General features: G+C 70.2%; 16 protein-coding genes. 6 read left to right on the top strand and 10 right to left on the bottom strand.

Features of this window, described 5'->3' with window-relative positions; translation table 11 throughout:
- Positions 1-18: 18 nt before the first annotated feature.
- From KBC94_RS05200 to hda, 4 genes are all read right to left on the bottom strand, one after another.
- Positions 19-663, bottom strand: coding sequence for a DUF47 domain-containing protein (locus tag KBC94_RS05200; RefSeq protein ID WP_017759823.1), 645 nt, complete (start codon positions 661-663; stop codon positions 19-21).
- 99 nt (positions 664-762) lie between these two features.
- A complete protein-coding gene (folK, locus tag KBC94_RS05195) occupies positions 763-1,224 on the bottom strand; it encodes a 2-amino-4-hydroxy-6-hydroxymethyldihydropteridine diphosphokinase (protein WP_294367619.1) in 462 nt (153 codons plus the stop codon).
- Between the two features lie 86 nt (positions 1,225-1,310).
- Positions 1,311-2,951 carry a polynucleotide adenylyltransferase PcnB gene (pcnB, locus tag KBC94_RS05190; protein ID WP_294367106.1) on the bottom strand — a complete coding sequence of 547 codons (1,641 nt, stop codon included), beginning with the start codon at positions 2,949-2,951 and terminating at the stop codon, positions 1,311-1,313.
- 46 nt (positions 2,952-2,997) lie between these two features.
- Positions 2,998-3,681: a DnaA regulatory inactivator Hda gene (hda, locus tag KBC94_RS05185; protein ID WP_294367103.1), complete on the bottom strand. Its 684-nt coding sequence runs from the start codon at positions 3,679-3,681 to the stop codon at positions 2,998-3,000.
- Between the two features lie 160 nt (positions 3,682-3,841).
- Here hda and purM point away from each other — a divergent pair, with 160 nt between their 5' ends.
- The 5 genes from purM to KBC94_RS05160 all read left to right on the top strand — a co-directional run bounded on the left by purM (position 3,842) and on the right by KBC94_RS05160 (position 8,189).
- Positions 3,842-4,909, top strand: a complete 1,068-nt coding sequence (purM, locus tag KBC94_RS05180; RefSeq protein ID WP_294367100.1) for a phosphoribosylformylglycinamidine cyclo-ligase — start codon at positions 3,842-3,844, stop codon at positions 4,907-4,909.
- A 25-nt stretch (positions 4,910-4,934) separates the two neighbouring features.
- Positions 4,935-5,984, top strand: coding sequence for an AI-2E family transporter (locus KBC94_RS05175; protein WP_294367097.1), 1,050 nt, complete (start codon positions 4,935-4,937; stop codon positions 5,982-5,984).
- A gap of 124 nt (positions 5,985-6,108) precedes the next feature.
- A complete protein-coding gene (locus tag KBC94_RS05170; protein WP_294367094.1) occupies positions 6,109-6,681 on the top strand; it encodes an isochorismatase family protein in 573 nt (190 codons plus the stop codon).
- 96 nt (positions 6,682-6,777) lie between these two features.
- Positions 6,778-7,131, top strand: a complete 354-nt coding sequence (locus KBC94_RS05165) for an antibiotic biosynthesis monooxygenase (RefSeq protein ID WP_294367088.1) — start codon at positions 6,778-6,780, stop codon at positions 7,129-7,131.
- Positions 7,128-8,189, top strand: coding sequence for a helix-turn-helix domain-containing protein (locus KBC94_RS05160; protein WP_294367085.1), 1,062 nt, complete (start codon positions 7,128-7,130; stop codon positions 8,187-8,189). The genes KBC94_RS05165 and KBC94_RS05160 overlap by 4 nt, the downstream gene beginning before the upstream one ends.
- On the opposite strand, the gene yccS is transcribed toward KBC94_RS05160, so the two are convergent.
- The 5 genes from yccS to murJ form a co-directional block, all read right to left on the bottom strand.
- The gene (gene yccS / locus KBC94_RS05155; protein ID WP_294367083.1) at positions 8,144-10,423 is read right to left on the bottom strand and encodes a YccS family putative transporter; all 2,280 of its coding nucleotides are present in this window, start codon (positions 10,421-10,423) and stop codon (positions 8,144-8,146) included. The genes KBC94_RS05160 and yccS overlap by 46 nt on opposite strands.
- Positions 10,424-10,540: 117 nt before the next feature.
- Positions 10,541-11,980 carry a sensor histidine kinase gene (locus KBC94_RS05150; protein ID WP_294367081.1) on the bottom strand — a complete coding sequence of 480 codons (1,440 nt, stop codon included), beginning with the start codon at positions 11,978-11,980 and terminating at the stop codon, positions 10,541-10,543.
- Positions 11,977-12,666, bottom strand: coding sequence for a response regulator transcription factor (locus tag KBC94_RS05145; protein WP_076507850.1), 690 nt, complete (start codon positions 12,664-12,666; stop codon positions 11,977-11,979). Before KBC94_RS05145 ends, KBC94_RS05150 begins: the two co-directional genes overlap by 4 nt.
- 146 nt (positions 12,667-12,812) lie before the next feature.
- A complete protein-coding gene (locus tag KBC94_RS05140; RefSeq protein ID WP_294367072.1) occupies positions 12,813-13,664 on the bottom strand; it encodes a tetratricopeptide repeat protein in 852 nt (283 codons plus the stop codon).
- 86 nt (positions 13,665-13,750) lie between these two features.
- On the bottom strand, positions 13,751-15,313 hold the full coding sequence (gene murJ / locus KBC94_RS05135) for a murein biosynthesis integral membrane protein MurJ (protein ID WP_294367069.1): 1,563 nt from the start codon (positions 15,311-15,313) through the stop codon (positions 13,751-13,753).
- 165 nt (positions 15,314-15,478) lie between these two features.
- Here murJ and rpsT point away from each other — a divergent pair, with 165 nt between their 5' ends.
- Positions 15,479-15,793 carry a 30S ribosomal protein S20 gene (rpsT, locus tag KBC94_RS05130; protein ID WP_017761815.1) on the top strand — a complete coding sequence of 105 codons (315 nt, stop codon included), beginning with the start codon at positions 15,479-15,481 and terminating at the stop codon, positions 15,791-15,793.
- A 141-nt stretch (positions 15,794-15,934) separates the two neighbouring features.
- On the opposite strand, the gene KBC94_RS05125 is transcribed toward rpsT, so the two are convergent.
- Positions 15,935-16,258, bottom strand: a complete 324-nt coding sequence (locus KBC94_RS05125) for a DUF3579 domain-containing protein (RefSeq protein ID WP_017761816.1) — start codon at positions 16,256-16,258, stop codon at positions 15,935-15,937.
- Positions 16,259-16,357 lie beyond the last annotated feature (99 nt).

Here is a 16,357-nt window from a genome sequence, read left to right as displayed (position 1 = left end):
GAGATTGCTCCCGGCGGATCAGGAGTTCTCGAGGATGATGCCCTCGATCACGTTGGCCACGTCCTCGCACTTGTCGGTGACCGTTTCCAGCAGCTCGTAGATGGCCTTGAGCTTGATCACTTCGCGCACGTCGGGCTCTTCGCGGAAGAGCTTGCTCATGGCGCTGCGCATGACGCGGTCGGCGTCGGATTCGATGCGGTCGATCTCTTCGCAGGTCTTGAGCGTGGCCTCGGCCACGGCGGGATCGGCGATCTTGCCCAGGTACTTGACGGCATCCTTGAGACGGCCGCAGCACTTGACCGACAGGGCGGTCAGGCGGGAGATCTCGTCCGTCATCTGCCGCACGTCGTACAGCGCCATGGTCTCGGCGCAGTCCTGGATCAGGTCGGCCACGTCGTCCATCGTGTTGATGAGCTTGTGGATCTGCTCGCGATCGATGGGCGTGATGAAGGTCTTGTGCAGCAGCAGGTTGACGTCGTGGGTCACGCGGTCGGCCGCGCGCTCCGCGTTGTCGACGTCGCGGTTGTACTGCTCACGCAGGTGCACGTCGTTGTAGTTGGCAACCAGCTGTTCGAAAGCCCGTGCGGCCTCGACGATGCGCTCGGCATGCTGGTTGAACATCTCAAAGAAATTGCCCTCGCGGGGCAGCAGCTTGCCGAGCATGAAATTGGCGTCCTTACACGAAAGATGCGACAGGGTGATGACACCCGAGCAACCCGCAAGTGTAAAGGGCGGCGCCTGCCGGCGCCCCCAACGGGTGCTTTAGAGGCGTTGGATGGCTTGGCCCGCCACGGCTGCGAGCTGCGCCGCGTCGACCCGCTCGGGCGCGATTTCCGCCAGCGGCAACAGCACGAAGGCCCGCTCATGCATCCGCGGATGGGGCACCACAAGGCGCGGCTCGGCGATGCGGGCATCGCCATGGAGCAGCAGGTCCAGATCGAGCGTGCGCGGCGCGTTGCGATACGGACGCTCGCGGCCCGCCTCGAGCTCCAGGCGCTGCAACTCGTCAAGGAGATCGAGCGGCGACAGCTGCGTCTCGAGGGCGGCGACCGCATTGATGAAGTCCGGGCCACCGGCATCGACGGGCGCGCTGCGGTAGAGGCTGGAGCGGGCGACCAGGCGCGTCTGCGGCAGGCCGCCAAGGTCGGCGAGTGCACGAACCACGGCCGCTTGGGCGTCGCCGAGATTGGCGCCAAGCGCCACGTAGGCGCGCACGCAGGGCACTTCGGGTGCGGCGTGCTTGCCTGGGACGGGGTGACCTCCAGCGTCGCTGGCGATGAGTGCGCCCGTCGGCGTGCCCGGCGCGAGGCTCACGCCGCGTCGGGCGAGGAGCCGCCCGCGTCGCCACCCCCCGCCGCGCCGCCGCCGCTGCGCGGCTTGCGGCGCCGGCGGCGCTTGCGCGGTGCCCCGCCCTCGCCGTCTGCGGGCACCAGGGCCTCCTCGCCATCGCCGGTCTGTTCGCCCAGGGCGGCCTCGGCCGGTTCACCGCCGCCCGTCGACGCAGGCGCCGCGGCACGAGGGCTGCGCGTGTGAACGCGGGGCGCGCGGCTGCCCGACTGCGCCTTGCGCTGCTCCGCCCGCACCTGCTCGATCAGGTCCTCGCGGCGGATGTCGTCGGCGGTGCTGAACTCCTGCCACCATTCGGCGATGGCCTCATCCACCTCGCCGATGTCGGCGCGCAGGCGCATGAAGTCGAAGCCGGCGCGGAAGCGCGCCTGCTCCACCAGGCCATAGGGCGTGCTGCCGACACGCTTGTCGAAGCGCGGCTGCATCATCCAGATCTCGCGCATGTCCGCGGCCAGCTTGCCGCGGCCCGACACGTCGCCGATGCGGGTGTTGAAGACGTCGTCGATGGCGTCCTGCAGCGCGGGGATCGGCGGCTGTGCACGCTGGCCCGGGCGCTCCTTGAGGCGCGCCTGCCAGCCTTCGCGCACGTCGCTCCACAGCACACAGGCCAGCAGGAAGCTGGCCGCCACCGGCTTGCCCTCGCCGACGCGGCGGTCGGTGTCGGCCAGCGCGGCCTTCACGAAGGGCAGGTCGGCGCGTTCCACCACCACGTCGAGCAGCGGATAGATGCCGCGCGCCAGACCCAGCGTGCGCAGCTGCGCGATGCTGGCCAGCGCATGGCCGGTCTGCAGCAGCTTGAGCATCTCGTCGAACATGCGGCTCTGCGGCACGTCGGCCAGCAGCCGGGCCGATTCGACCAACGGCGCCGCCGTCTTGGCGTCCATCTTGAAGCCCAGCGCCGCCAGCTTGGCCGAGAAGCGGATGGCGCGCACGATGCGCACCGGATCCTCGCGGTAGCGGGTGGCGGGGTCGCCGATCATGCGCAGCACCAGCTTGTGCGCGTCGCGGATGCCGTTGTGATAGTCGACCACGATCTGCCGCGCCGGGTCGTAGTACATCGCGTTGACGGTGAAGTCGCGCCGAGCGGCGTCCTCGTCCTGCGGCCCCCAGACGTTGTCGCGCAGCACACGGCCGCTGGCGTCCACGGCATGCTTCATGGCCGAGAGTTCGCTCTTGCTGGTGCGCTCGTTGCCGGCCACCTGCTCGGCGGCACCGGCCTCCATGTAGGCGCGGAAGGTCGAGACCTCGATCACCTCGTGCTCGCGCCCGCGGCCGTACACCACGTGCACGATACGGAAGCGCCGGCCGATGATGAAGGCGCGACGGAACAGGCCCTTGACCTCTTCCGGCGTGGCGTTGGTGGCGACGTCGAAATCCTTGGGCTTGAGGCCCAGCAGCAGGTCGCGCACCGCGCCGCCCACGATGTAGGCCTCGAAACCGGCCTGCTGCAGCGTGGTCACCACATTCTTGGCCCGCTCGTCCACCAGCGCGGGGTCGATGCGGTGCACGCTGGCATCCACTTCCTGGCGCTTGCCGAAGCGCGAACGGCTGCCGCGGGCCGAGCCCGTCTTGGCCAGGATCTTGTCGATGAATTGCTTGATCATGGAATCCGTGTGTCGGGCCGCCCCCGCAGGGCGGCCCGGAGTGTCTTCATTCGTTTTCGAGCATGTGCCGCACCAGCGGGATGGTGATGGCACGCTGCGTCTGCAGCGCATAACCGTCGAGCTTCTTGAGCAGCTCGATGAGGCTGCCCAGGTCGCGGCTGAAGCGGTGCAGCATGTAGTCGACCACCTCCGGCGGCAGCTTGAGGCCGCGCGCCGAGGCCAGTTCGTGCAGCACCGCCCGCCGCTCTGCCTCGCTCAGCAGCTGCAGTTGGAACACATGGCCCCAGGCCAGCCGCGTGCGCAGGTCCTCGCGCAGCTTGAGGTCGGCCGGCGGCAGCTCGCCCGCCGCCACCACGCCGCACTGCAGCGACTGGGCCTGAACGAACCAGCTGAAGGCGGCCTGCTGCTGCACGGTGTCGTACAGGTGCACGTCGTCCATCAGCACGGCGTCCCACTGTTCGTCGAAGGGTGGCGGATCGTAGAGGCCCGGATGCATCCAGCCCAGCCGGGCCCCCTGGTCGTACAGGGCCGAAGCCACCGACTCCAGCAGGTGCGTCTTGCCGGTGCCCGATTCGCCCCACAGGTAGATCGGTACCGGCGAGTGCAGCGTGCCCCGGCCCGTACCCACCCAGGCCCGCAGATGGGCCACCGCCTCTTCATTGGGCCCGACGTGGAAGCTCGCCAGCGTCGGCGCTGTCTGCAGGCCGATGTCGAGCGCGAGCTGCTTCATGCGAGGGAGATGGATGGCGGCGGAGGGGATGCGGGAATGCGGTGGGGCGGGCCGGAGCCGACCCTTAAAATCGCGTGAAATTCTATGCGGCCCGCCTCCGCGCCTGTCGAAGACGCCCGGGCCGCCTTCTTTTGGTCTCTTCCCTGCGCCGCTCGCCACCATGACTTCGCCCTCCTCCACCCCCCTCAGCTACAAGGACGCCGGCGTCGACATCGACGCGGGGGACGCGCTGGTCGACCGCATCAAGCCGCTGGCGAAGAAGACGATGCGCGAAGGCGTGCTGGCCGGCATCGGCGGCTTCGGCGCGCTGTTCGAGGTGCCCAAGCGCTACAAGGAGCCGGTGCTGGTCTCCGGCACCGACGGCGTCGGCACCAAGCTCAAGCTGGCCTTCGAATGGCAGATGCACGACACCGTGGGCATCGACCTGGTGGCCATGAGCGTCAATGACGTCCTGGTGCAAGGCGCCGAGCCGCTGTTCTTCCTGGACTATTTCGCCTGCGGCAAGCTGGACGTGGACACCGCCGCCCGCGTCGTGGGCGGCATCGCCAAGGGTTGCGAGCTGTCGGGCTGCGCGCTGATCGGCGGCGAGACGGCCGAGATGCCCGGCATGTATCCCGCCGGCGAATACGACCTGGCCGGCTTCGCCGTCGGCGCGGTCGAGAAGTCGAAGATCCTCACCGGCCAGAACGTCAAGCCCGGCGACGTGGTGCTGGGCCTGGCCTCGCACGGCGTGCATTCCAACGGCTTCTCGCTGGTGCGCAAGGTGATCGAACGCGCCGGCGCCGACCTGCCTTCCACGCTCGATGGCCAGCCCTTCCGCGAGGCCGTGATGGCGCCCACGCGCCTGTACGTCAAGCCGGTGCTGGCGGCCCTGGCCGCGCATCCGCATGGCGGCGAGGCGGGCGACGGCGGCATCAAGGCGCTGGCCCACATCACCGGCGGCGGCCTGCTGGAGAACATTCCGCGCGTGCTGCCCGAAGGCACCGCGGCCCACCTCACCAAGGGCAGCTGGCCGCAGACCGAGCTGTTCGCCTGGCTGCAGAAGGTGGCGGGCATCGACGACATCGAGATGAACCGCACCTTCAACAACGGCATCGGCATGGTGGTGGTAGTGGCCGCCGCCGACGCTGAGTCCTGCGCGGCCACGCTGCGCGCCCAGGGCGAGACGGTCTATCAGATCGGCATGATCGCCGAGCGCGGCAACGGCGCCGCAGTCGTCGTGGCCTGAGGATGCGCCCGGCCACGCCGTGACGATGCCGCATCCTGTCGCCGTCGGCGCAAGCCGGCCGGTGGTCATCGCCAGCTACCTGCTGATGGGGCTGGGCCTGTTGGGCATCCTGCTCAGCCATCTGCTGGTGGGCCTGCTGTGCGCCTGCGTGGGCTTTCTGTTCACGCGCTGGTTCACGCGCCTCACGGTGCAGTGGGCACATCGGCGGCTGCCGCCCCGCGCGCGGGCGCGGGTCGAATCGATCATCAAGGCCGTGGCGATCCTGCTGGTGGTGCTGGGCCCGCTGGCGCTGCTGGCGCTGGGTGTGTCGCAGGCGCGCGAATACGTGGTGGAGGCGCCGCAGCAGTACCGCGGACTGCTCGACTACATCGCCCGCACCATCCTGGAACTGCGCCAGAAGCTGCCGCCCGAGCTGGCCGCTTCGCTGCCGGCGGCGGCCGACGACGTCCAGCGCATGGTGGCCAACTACCTGCGCAACGAAGCGGGCACGCTCGCCCTGGCCGGCCGGGCCTGGCTCAACGCCGTGCTGCACGGCTACGTGGGCCTGATCGTCGGCGGCCTGGCCGCCGTCGCGCTACCGCCGCTCCACCGCCGCCCCCTGGCTGCCGCACTTCACCAGCGCATCACCACTTTCGGCCTGGCCTTCAAGCAGATCGTGGCGGCCCAGTTCTGGATCGCCAGCTTCAACACCGCCCTCACGGCCACCTTCCTGTTGCTGGTACTGCCGCTGTGGGACACGCGGCTGCCCTACACGCCCGTGCTGATCACCTTCACCTTCGTGGCGGGGCTGGTGCCCATCGTGGGCAACCTGCTGTGCAACGTGGTGCTGACCCTGGTGGGGCTGTCGGTGTCGCCGCTCACGGCGGCGGCCTGTCTGGTCTTCCTGATCCTGATCCACAAGGCCGAGTACGTCATCAACGCCAAGGTGGTCGGCAAGCGCACCCACATGGCGGTGTGGGAGTTGCTGTCGGTGATGTTCGTGGCCGAAACCGTCTTCGGGCCGGCCGGGCTGGTGGCGGCGCCGCTGTTCTACGCCTACCTCAAGAAGGAGCTGGAGGCGGCGAAGCTGGTCTGAGGCAGGCACGGGGCGCGACCTGCCGATGTCCGATTCCGATCGAAAGCGGGCGCAGCCGGTGCGGACGCAGGGCGCGGCGCTCCGAACAATGCAGGCTTCCTCAACGCCCAGACCGGAAGCAGCCATGACCACCGCCCTGCTCGTGATCGACGCCCAGGCGTCCTTTCTCCACCGCCCCTTCTACCGTCCCGACGACGTTTCCGCGTGGCTGGCCGCGCAGAACGCGCTGATCGCAGGCTGCCGCGAGGCCGGCGTGCCCATCGTCAGGATCTACCACGTCGACGGCCCGCACGATGCCGCCAACCCTTTCGCCGAGGAGAGCGGCCACGTCCGCCCCTTCGACGGCCTGGCCGACTTCGCCGCCGACGCCACCTTCGTCAAGCACCGGCACAGCGCGCTGGTGGGCACCGGGCTCGACGTCTGGCTCACGCAGCAGGGCGTCCGCCGGCTGATCGTCAGCGGCATCCGCACCGAGCAATGCTGCGAGACGACGACACGCCACGCCAGCGATCTCGGCTGGCAGGTGGACTATGCGCTGGACGCCACGCTCACCTTCGACATGGTCCAGCCCGATGGCCAGCCGCTGACGGCCGTGCAGATCAAGGCCCGGACGGCCACCGTGTTGCAGGGCCGATTCGCGCAGGTGTGCAGCGCGGCGCAGGCCCTCGCACGTCTGCCCGCGCTCGAAACGGCCTGAAGCGCACAGAATCGCAGGCTGACCTCGACGCCCGGCGCCCCGCGCTGCGCCCTCCAGGCGACGGCGCGCCGAGGGCACATGTCCCGGACCCCCTCCATGACGACCCCGAACGCCAGCCCCTTTGCGCACCTGCCCGACGGCACCTGCTACGCCGTCATCTTTTCCTCCCAGCGAAGTGCTGGGCATGACGACGACGGCTACGCCGAGGCCGCCGACCGCATGGTCGAGCTGGCGGCGGCGCAGCCCGGCTTCCTGGGCGTGGAAAGCGCACGCGGCGCCGATGGCTTCGGCATCACGGTCTCGTACTGGGCCAGCGAGGAGGCGATCGCCGCCTGGCGCCACCATGCCGAGCACGCCGCCGCCCGCGAGCAGGGCCGCAGCCGCTGGTACACGGCCTTCGAACTGCGCGTGGCCTGCGTCGAACGGGCCTATGGCAGCGGCCGGCCATGAGCGACCGTCCGGCCGCGCCCACGCACGTACGCGCCGCAACCACGGCCGCAACAGCACCGGCGCGCCAGCCGCAGGAAGCGCACACCATCATCCGCGTCGTCTTTGCCCTGCTGCCCGACAGCCTGGCGCTGGACTGGGCCGGGCCCGCCGAGGCGCTGCGCATCGCCAACCGGCTGCTCGAGGCCAGCGGCCGGCCGTTGCGTTTCGAGGTGGAGTTCGCCGCTGCCCAGCCCGAACTGCGCAGCTCCGTTGGCGTGCAGCTGGCGGGCCTCATGCCGCTGCCCGGCGCCTGGGATGGGCGGGCGACCTGGCTCGTGCTGGTGGGCCTGCCCGGGCGACACATCGACGTCGACACACCCGAGGCGCGTCATCTGCTGCACTGGCTGCGCGGCCAGCGTCTGGAAGCCGGCCAACTGGAGCTGTTGACCATCTGCGGCGGCGCCCTGCTCGCGGCCCACGCGGGCCTGCTGGCGGGCCGGCGCGCCACCACGCACCACCATCACCTCGATGAACTGAAGGCCAGCGAACCGGCCTGCGAGGTGGTGGCCAACCGGGTCTTCGTGCTCGACGCGCCCGTCTTCAGCAGCGCCGGCGTGACCACCGGCATCGACCTCGTGCTGCACCGCATCGGCACGCTGTGCGGCGAAGCGCTGGCAGCCCAGGTGGCGCAGACGATGGTGATGCCGCTACGGCGCGGCCCGCAGGATCCGGAACTCTCGCCCTTCCTGGCCCACCGCCATCACCTGCATGCCGTGGTGCACCGCGTGCAGGACGCAGTGAGCGAGGCGCCCCAGGCCGGCTGGACTGTGCCGGGCATGGCCGCCCTGGCCCACACCTCACCACGGCACCTGACACGCCTGTTCGTCCAGCATGCCGGCGTGGCGCCCCTGACCTACCTGCGGCGCTTGCGGCTCGAAAAGGCGCGGCAGGCCATCGGCGCCGGCGCCAGCGTGACCCAGGCGGCCGAGGCCTCGGGCTTCGGCACGGACACGCAGTTGCGCCGGGCCTGGCATCAGTTTGGGCTGCCGGGCACGCCCGCGCGCCCCTCGGCCGCCTGATCGGGCGCGGCGTCGGCCACCGCCAGCCAGTCGGCGGCATGGGCACGCAGCACGTCGATCTGCACCCACACCAGCAGCAACTCGGTGCGCATCAGCCGCAGGCGGGCCATCACCTCGTCGGCCTCGTCCGCTTGGGGGACGTTGCGACCGGCGTCCGTCTCGGCGCCGGCGGCCAGCGCTTCGCGCGCCGGGTGCGGCGGCGCCGTACCCAACCGGCCCGCCTCGACGTCTGCCGCCAACTGTTCCAGCGCCGCGGCAGCCTGCTGGGCGGCCTCTCGCAGCACCGCCACCTGCGGGCCGTCGGGCACCGCGGCGCGGTGCGCGCCGAGCGCCGAGAGGTAGCTCAGCAGCGTGTGCGACTGGATCACGAAGCGCACCGCCACGCCTGCGCGGCGGCGGGCGAAGCCGGGCTCGCGGAACATCTCGGTCACGGCCGTGGACAGCGCCGCGTCGGCGTTATGGGCGTTGCGCCGCGCCAGCCGGTAGGCCAGGTCGTCGCGTGCGCCACTGTCGTACTGGCTCGCGATCTGGCGCAGGTAGGCCGCATGCTGGCGCATGGCCTGCGCGGCGATCTCGTGGATGCGCCGGGCCTGCCAGTGCGGCAGCACCAGCAGCACGGCCAGGCCGGCGATCACGCTGCCAATGGCGGTGTCGATCAGCCGCGGCTCGATCAGGCGCGCGCTGTCGGTGATCTGGTTGAAGCACATCAGCACCAGCAAGGTCATGGCCGCCGTGGCCAGCAGGTAGCGCGTGCTGCGGTTGGCAAAGAACACCACGCCCGCCACCACGGCGAACACCGACTGCAGCAGCGGCTGCGGAAAGAGGTCGATCAGCGCCCAGCCCGCCACCACGCCGAGGGCCGTGCCGGCCACGCGCTGACCCATGCGAGCGATGGTCTCGCCATAGCCGGGCTGGCAGACGAAGAGCGTGGTCAGCATGATCCAGTAGCCCTCCTGCAGCTGCACCACATGCATGACGCCATAGCCGGCGGCCAGCGCGACGGCCAGGCGCACGGCATGGCGGAACAGCGGCGAGCGGGGCGTGAGCTGCCGGCGCACGCGCGCCAGCGCATCGCGCCAGTCGCGGGCCGAGCGGTCGAACAGGCTCATGTCGGTGCGGCCGAGCCGGGCCGAGGGATGCGCCGTATCGCTGGCGCCGGCCAGTTGCCCGTCGAGCAGGGCCAGGTTGCGCGCCAGTGCCTCGATGGCGGGCAGCCGTTGCTGCGCCTCTTCACCTGCGGTCGCACGCGCATGCACGATGGCGCTGCGCAGTTCGGCCAGGGCCTGCACGCTCTGGCCGTCCATCACGAAGGGCTCGCGCCGCTCCACCGACCGGGCCAACTGGCTGCACGCATCGCCCTGCAACCAGAGCACGCGCTGGCAACGGTAGAGCAGGTCGCTGTGGAAGAAGGCCTCGGCCAGCGCGTTGTAGTCCTCGTGCGAGGAACTGGCGCGCTCGTGCACGTCCTGCGCGATCAGGTAGAGACCGCGGTAGCGCGCGAGCCGGCCCGTGGGCGCCCGCGGGCCGAGGCGCGAGAAGATGGCTTCCTTGGCATCGTTGAGAGCGGCGACCACCTTCGCGTTGAGCCCGGCCAGCGCCAGCCGCTTGCGCTGCACGTCCACGCCGCGCAGCGGCTCGAAGAGCGAGGCCTTGTAGCGCACGTACTCGCCCAGCACGCCATAGACCCGCACCAGCATGGCCTGCACCGGCAGCGAAGGGAACAGCGCGCACCACAGCACCGAGATCGCCCCGTACCAGGCCGCGCCGGCCACCAGCAGCAGCGGCTCGCGCCAGTGGTGGCCGGGGCCGTGCGCCGCGACGGCGTGCTCCATGCTGATGGTGGCGTACATCGCCAGGATCAACGTGCCATAGGCGATGGCCTTGTAGCGTGCGCCGATGGCGCCCAGCATGGTGATGCCAAAGGCCGCCAGGCAGAACACGCCGATGAAGACCCACGACAGGCCGAACAGGGCCTGCACCCCCGCGCCCACGGCCGCGAAGCAGGCCAGCATCACCAGGAGCGCACGCAGACGGCCGCGCCAGCTGTCGTCGGTCTCGGCCAGCGCGCTGGCGATGGTGCCGAGGAAGAGCGGGATCACCGCATCCTGGTGGCCAGCCAGCCGTGCGCCGGCCATCAGCGTGGCCAGCGCCAGCAGCACGCGCAGGGGTTGCGCGCGCTGGAAGAGCAGCCGCCATTGGCCGCGCAGGCCGTCGATCGAGATCAGGGAGTCCATGGAAGAGCGGAAAGTCGTCCGGGTCACGCAGGATGCATGCCGCGGGTCTGTTGAAGCAGCGCGCCCGTCGATGCAGGCGGTGGCCCGGCGCACCGACGGCGGTGATGGCCGGCCGGCTCAGCGGGTCGTGAACAGGATGCTCGCCCGCAGCCCGCCCGAACTCGCCGTGGCGGCCAGGCGCATCTGCGCGCCCAGCAGCTTCGCATAGCGGGCGACGATGGACAGGCCCAGGCCCGACCCTTCGCCCAGCTTGCGTCCGTCGGTGCCCTGGGCCCAGCGGTGCATCAGCGCCTGCCGCTGCACCTCGGGAATCCCGGGTCCGTCGTCGGCCACCGAGAGCACGGGCACCATCGCGCCATCGACCTCTTCCTTCGACAACTCGATGGTCACGGTCCTGCCGCCGTAGCGCAGGGCGTTGTCGATCAGGTTGTCGAGGATGCCCTCCACCAGCGCCACGCTGCCGTTGATGGTGAAGCCGCCGCTTTCCTGCGCCTCGTCGAGGCCGCGGGCGCCCAGATCGACGCCGCGGGCGTCGGCACGGGTCAGGTGGCGCAGCACGGCCTCATGGGCCAGTTCGTCGAGCACCACCGGCTCACGCTGCAGCACGGCATCGGATTCGGCCGCCAGCGCCAGCGCGAGCAACTGGTCGACCAGGTGGCTGGCGCGCGCCTCGCTGTCGGCGATGCGCTGCAACTGTTCGCGCGCGACACCCGGGTCGGAATGGCCCAGGCCGTAATGCGCCAGCGCGCGGATGCCGGCCAATGGCGTGCGCAGCTCATGCGCCACGTTGCCGGCGAACTCCCGCTGCGCCCGAACGCTGCCGTCCAGGCGGACGAACAGGTCGTTCAGGGCATCGCCCAATTGCGCGACCTCGCGTGTGTCGCCGCCCACGATCACCGGCGAGAGGTCGCTGGCGTCGCGCCGGCCCAGGTCCTGCTGGAGCGCGCCCAGCGGGGCCAGCTCGCGCGCAATGCCACGCCACAGCCACCAGGCGAGCACGCCCAGCAGCAGGATCTGCGGCAGCGTCGCATAGAGCGCCAAGCGCCGCAGCAGCGCCGTGCGCGAGCCGGTCGTCTGGGCCACGACCACGGTGAAGTCGCCCGTCCCGGCGGGATGGCGCAGGACCACGGCGCGCAATTGCTTGCCGGCGAAGCGCACGTCCGCCAGATGCCAGGTCGCGCCGTCGGCCAGGAAGGGCGTCTGCAGCGTCGGCTCGCCGGAAAGCAGGCTGCCGTCGGGCCGACGGACGGCGAAGTACACCGTCTCCCGCTGGTCGAACAGCAGCGTCGTCATCTCGCGCGCCGTGAGCTGCAACTGCGCGTCGGGCCGGCCCTGGGGCTGGATGTTGGCGGCGATGGCGTAGGCATCGTCCACCAGTGCGCGGTCGAAGGCCTGGCGCACGAAATAGTTGGAGATGGTCAGCACCACCACCGTGCCGGCCAGCCAGGTGAGGGCCAGCGGCAGCATCACCTGCCGCAGCACCCGCGCGCGCAGCGACGGGCGCGGGCGATGCCCGGCCGCCGCAACTGCCGCGGCGGTGGCCGGCCGGGCGCTCAAGCGTCGCCTTCCAGCAGGTAGCCGATGCCGCGCAGGGTGCGGATGCCGGCACCGCTGCCGAGCAGCTTCTTGCGCAGGCGCGAGATGAAGGCCTCCAGCGCGTTGTCGCCCAGCGCGTCGTCGAAGCTCGAGAGCTTGTTGGAGAGCACGCGCTTGCTGACGGCGTGGCCCGGCGGGCTCATGAGCTCCCAGAGCACCTCGAATTCGCGGGCCGGCAGGTCCAGCGGCGCACTGCCGATGAAGAAACGGCGCGCCCGGCGGTCGAGCTTGAGCTGGCCGACCAATGCGACGTCATCCGTGCCCTGGGCGCGGCGCACCAGGGCGCGCAGGCGGGCGTCGACTTCGGGCAGTTCGAAGGGTTTGCCGAGGTAGTCGTCGGCGCCGGCGTCCAGGCCGGCGATGCGCTCGTCGGTGCGGTTGCGGGCGGTGAGGACCAGCACCGGCGTACGGTCACCGCGGCTGCGCGCCTGCCGCAGCACGGTCAGGCCGCTGCCCAGCGGGCTGCCGGGGCCGGGGCCGGCCGGCAGGTTCAGGTCCAGCAGCACGGCATCGAAGGGTTGCACACGCCAGAGGTAATCGGCCTCCTCCATGCTCGCCGCCACATCGACCCGATGTCCGGCATCGGTCAGGCTGCGCAGCATCACGTCGCGCAGGGTCGCATCGTCTTCCACCAACAGGATTCGCATGGGGGCGAAGGCTACCCCACCCGAAGGGAAGCTGACCAGGGGGTGGTCAGCAAGTCGTCAGTGCATCGGCGCGAATCTCGTTGTTCTGGCCTGATTGCGCCACTTGCGGGCGCGCGGAGCCCCGAGCGGGCGGTGACGGCCGTTCTTCAGGACAGTGCGCGTCTGAGTTCGGCGGCACGCTCGGTGATGGCATCGACGTCCAGAGCGTCCTCGGCATGGGCGAGGTAGGTGTCGAGGTCATGCACCGCCTGCGCGGTATGGCCCTGCTCGGCGCGGGCCAGGCCGCGGTCGCGGTACTCGCCCCAGGCCTGGGGCAGCAGCACGATCAGGCGGTCCAGAACGGCGATCAGGCGGGCCCAGTCCTCCTGCGCGCTGTGGATCTCCTTCAGGTTGCGCAGCATGCGGGCGATGATCTCCCGTGCAGGCGCGGGCTGCAGGTACAGGCCCAGCGGCACGTCGAATTCGCCCACCAGGCCGTTGCTGCGCTTGTACGGCTCCAGGCGTTCGGCCAGTTCCTCCCGCGACAGCGAACGGCCGGTGAAGGGGTCGATCACGACCTGCCCCTTGGGCAGCGACACCTTCAGCATGAAATGACCGGGAAAGCTGATGCCGCGCGCATGCAGGTTCAGGCCCTGGGCCAGCTCGATCCACAGCACCGCCAGCGAGATCGGGATGCCGCGCCGGGTGCGCAGCACCGCATGCAGGAAGCTGTTGTCGGGGTCGTAGTAGTCGTTGACGTTGCCGCCGAAACCCAGGTCGTGGAAGAAGAACTGGTTCAGCGCCCGAAGCCGCGCCAGCGGCGCGGCGTCCGCCGGCAGGCGCCGCTTGAGGCGGGCCAGCAGCTGGTCCATGTCGCCCAGCACCTGCTGGACGTCGAGCTCGGGATACTCATCCTGCGCGAGGCTGGCGGCGGCCTCGAGCAGGGGGAAGTGCTCGTCGCTCTGCACCAGCGATTCGAAATAGGCCAGTGGCGTCGGCGTGTCGTATCGAAGAGACATGGGCCTTTGTAGTGGAGCCGCGTCGCCAGCGTCAAGGCGGCCGGCGGAAGCCCCACGGCCACCTCGGCGATGCCGGGCGCCGTGCTTCAGCGCCGCACGAAGCTGCGCAACCGCAGGCCGCAGGCGGTCAACACACCGAAATACAGCACCGCCGCCCCCGCCACGAAGGCCGCCAGCAGCCCGATGCGCAGCAGCCGCTGGCTGCGCAGGCCCACCCAGTCGAAACCGTGCGCACCCCAGACCAGCAGCGTCGTCATCACCACGGTTCCCGCCAGCACCTGCAGCAGGAAGCGGCCCCAGCCCGGCGCCAACCGGTAGCTACCGCTGCGGCGCAGGCCCACCCACAGCGCCAGCGCATTGACCAGTTGCCCCACGCCGATGGCCAGCGTCAGGCCCGCATGCTGCAGCCAGGGAACGAACGCCAGGTTGAGCAGCTGGGTGATGGCCAGCGCCGCCAGGCTGATGCGCATGGGCGTGCGCATGTCGTGGCGCGCATAGAAACCGGCAGCCAGCACTTTGATCGACACGATGCCCACCAGCCCGACGCCGTAGCCCGCCAGCGCATCCGCCGTGCGCAGCACGCTGGCGTCGTCGAAGGCGCCGTTGTGGAACAGCACCGCCACCAGCGGCACCGGAAACACCAGCAGGGCCGCCGCACAGGGCAGCGCCAACAGCACGATGAGCCGAAGCCCCCAGTCCAGCATGGCGGAATAGCGATCCGCATCCTGGGCCGCGCGGGCCGCCGCCAGCTGGGGCATCAGCACCACGCCCAGGGCCACGCCCAGCATCGCGCTGGGAAACTCCATCAGCCGGTCGGCATTGGTGATCCAGGTGACGCTGCCGGCGGTCAGGTGCGAGGCGATCTGTGTGTTGATGAGCAGCGACAGCTGCGCCCCGCTGACACCGATCATGGCCGGCAGCATCAGGCCGAGGATCTTGCGGGTGCCCGGGTCGGCCCAGGCCTCGCGCAGGGCTGCGAAGCGCACCGCCAGCTTCGGCATCAGGCCCAGTCGGCGCAGCGCCGGGATCTGGATCGCCAGCTGCAACATGCCGCCCACCATCACGCCCACGCACTGGGCGTAGATCGGCTCGATGCCCCAGCGCCGGAACAGCGGCGCCCCCGCCACGATGGACAGGATCAACGCCACGTTGAGCAGTACGGGCGAGGCGGCCGGCACCGCGAAGCGCTTCCAGGTGTTGAGGATGCCGCCGGCAAAAGCCACCAGCGACATGAAGCCGATGTAGGGGAACATCCAGCGCGTCATCACGACGGCGGCATCGAAGCTACCCGAGCGTTCCAGGCCGCTGGCCATGGCCCACACCATCAGCGGCGCGGCGATCACGCCCACCCCGCACAGCAGCACCAACGCCCACAGCAGCAGCGTACCGACATGGTCGATCAGTTGCCGCGCCGCGTCCTCGCCACCCTCGGTGCGGGTGGCCGACAGCACCGGCACGAAGGCTTGGCTGAACGCGCCCTCTCCCAGCACGCGACGGAACAGGTTGGGAATGCGAAAGGCGACGTAGAAGGCGTCGGTCAGCGCGCTCACGCCGAACACCGAGCTCATCAGCACATCGCGCACAAGGCCGGTGATGCGCGAGGCCAGGGTCAGCAGGGAGACGGTGGAAGCGGATTTGAAGAGCGACACGGCGGCGCAGTGTAGGCGGGGCCTTGGGGCGCCTGGCTGCGCGGGCAACCGCCTGCTCCCGTTGCCGCCGCTGACCAGGGCACTCTTGCCCGAGGCGAGCAAGAATCGGGTGGGCTATACTCGCGGGTTCGCCGCATCATCCCCAGACACTCAAGGAACACAAATATGGCATCCGCCAAGCCCAAAAAGAAGAACCCGCGCCTCGCGTCGGGCCGCAAGCGCGTCCGCCAGGACACCAAGCTCAATGCCGCCAACAGCTCGCTGCGCTCCAAGTACCGCACGGCCCTGAAGAACGTTGCCAAGGCCGTTGCCGCTGGCGACCAAGCCAAGGCTACCGAGCTGTTCGCCAAGGCCCAGAGCGTCGTCGACACCATCGCCGACAAGGGCATCTTCCACAAGAACAAGGCCGCGCGCGACAAGAGCCGCCTGGCCGCCAAGGTCAAGGCCCTGGCCACTGCCGCTCCGGCGGCCGCCGCCTGACGAAATTCAGGTCAGCCCGGACTGCCGACAGGCGGTCCGCCGTTTGATCGGGTGCGCTGCAGCGAAAAAAGAAAAACCGCCTTCGGGCGGTTTTTTCGTTTCTGGACCCGGTGGGCCCGGAGCAGCAAAGGGGCGAGGCAATCAGCCCTTGGCGGGCTTCCCGTCCGGCACCAGGCAGGCCTCGGCCACCTGGAGGTCGTTGTCCTTGGCGAAGTTCATGACGAAGTCCCATGCCATCGGTTCGGACTCCTGCAGGTCACGGTGGACCACCACGCACTTCACGCCGTTGATCACCGTCGGCACGCACCAGGGCGAATAGCTGAGATGCCCCCCGAGGCGGGCACCGCCGGGGCGGAACTGGCTCATCACGCCGGCCAGCCGCTCGGCCCAGTCGCTGGGCCGAAAGGTGCGACCCTGGCTCGTGACGCCCTGGATGAAGACTTCTTTGGCAGAGGGGGAAACCATTGTTCTCGTGTTCGGCGCAGGCGTGTTGCGCCGCACAAGGGATTCTACCCAGCGTGTCCCGCGCGCGACCGCCGCGGGACATGCATCCGATGGGACTGG

The organism is Pseudacidovorax sp. (genome assembly GCF_017991995.1).
Taxonomy (GTDB): Bacteria; Pseudomonadota; Gammaproteobacteria; order Burkholderiales; family Burkholderiaceae_C; genus Xenophilus.
The sequence above is the reverse complement of the archived record's forward strand: the minus strand, read 5'-3'. Positions and strand labels throughout refer to the sequence as shown.

Bases quoted from the DNA above. Each gene is read 5' to 3' on its own strand.
- KBC94_RS05170 (WP_294367094.1), top strand. From the start codon at position 6,109: ATGACCACCGCCCTGCTCGTGATCGACGCCCAGGCGTCCTTTCTCCAC.
- rpsT (WP_017761815.1), top strand. From the start codon at position 15,479: ATGGCATCCGCCAAGCCCAAAAAGAAGAACCCGCGCCTCGCGTCGGGC.
- KBC94_RS05140 (WP_294367072.1), bottom strand. From the start codon at position 13,664: ATGTCTCTTCGATACGACACGCCGACGCCACTGGCCTATTTCGAATCG.
- KBC94_RS05175 (WP_294367097.1), top strand. From the start codon at position 4,935: ATGCCGCATCCTGTCGCCGTCGGCGCAAGCCGGCCGGTGGTCATCGCC.
- KBC94_RS05125 (WP_017761816.1), bottom strand. From the start codon at position 16,258: ATGGTTTCCCCCTCTGCCAAAGAAGTCTTCATCCAGGGCGTCACGAGC.
- purM (WP_294367100.1), top strand. From the start codon at position 3,842: ATGACTTCGCCCTCCTCCACCCCCCTCAGCTACAAGGACGCCGGCGTC.
- KBC94_RS05160 (WP_294367085.1), top strand. From the start codon at position 7,128: ATGAGCGACCGTCCGGCCGCGCCCACGCACGTACGCGCCGCAACCACG.
- hda (WP_294367103.1), bottom strand. From the start codon at position 3,681: ATGAAGCAGCTCGCGCTCGACATCGGCCTGCAGACAGCGCCGACGCTG.
- KBC94_RS05165 (WP_294367088.1), top strand. From the start codon at position 6,778: ATGACGACCCCGAACGCCAGCCCCTTTGCGCACCTGCCCGACGGCACC.
- KBC94_RS05145 (WP_076507850.1), bottom strand. From the start codon at position 12,666: ATGCGAATCCTGTTGGTGGAAGACGATGCGACCCTGCGCGACGTGATG.
- pcnB (WP_294367106.1), bottom strand. From the start codon at position 2,951: ATGATCAAGCAATTCATCGACAAGATCCTGGCCAAGACGGGCTCGGCC.
- yccS (WP_294367083.1), bottom strand. From the start codon at position 10,423: ATGGACTCCCTGATCTCGATCGACGGCCTGCGCGGCCAATGGCGGCTG.
- KBC94_RS05200 (WP_017759823.1), bottom strand. From the start codon at position 663: ATGCTCGGCAAGCTGCTGCCCCGCGAGGGCAATTTCTTTGAGATGTTC.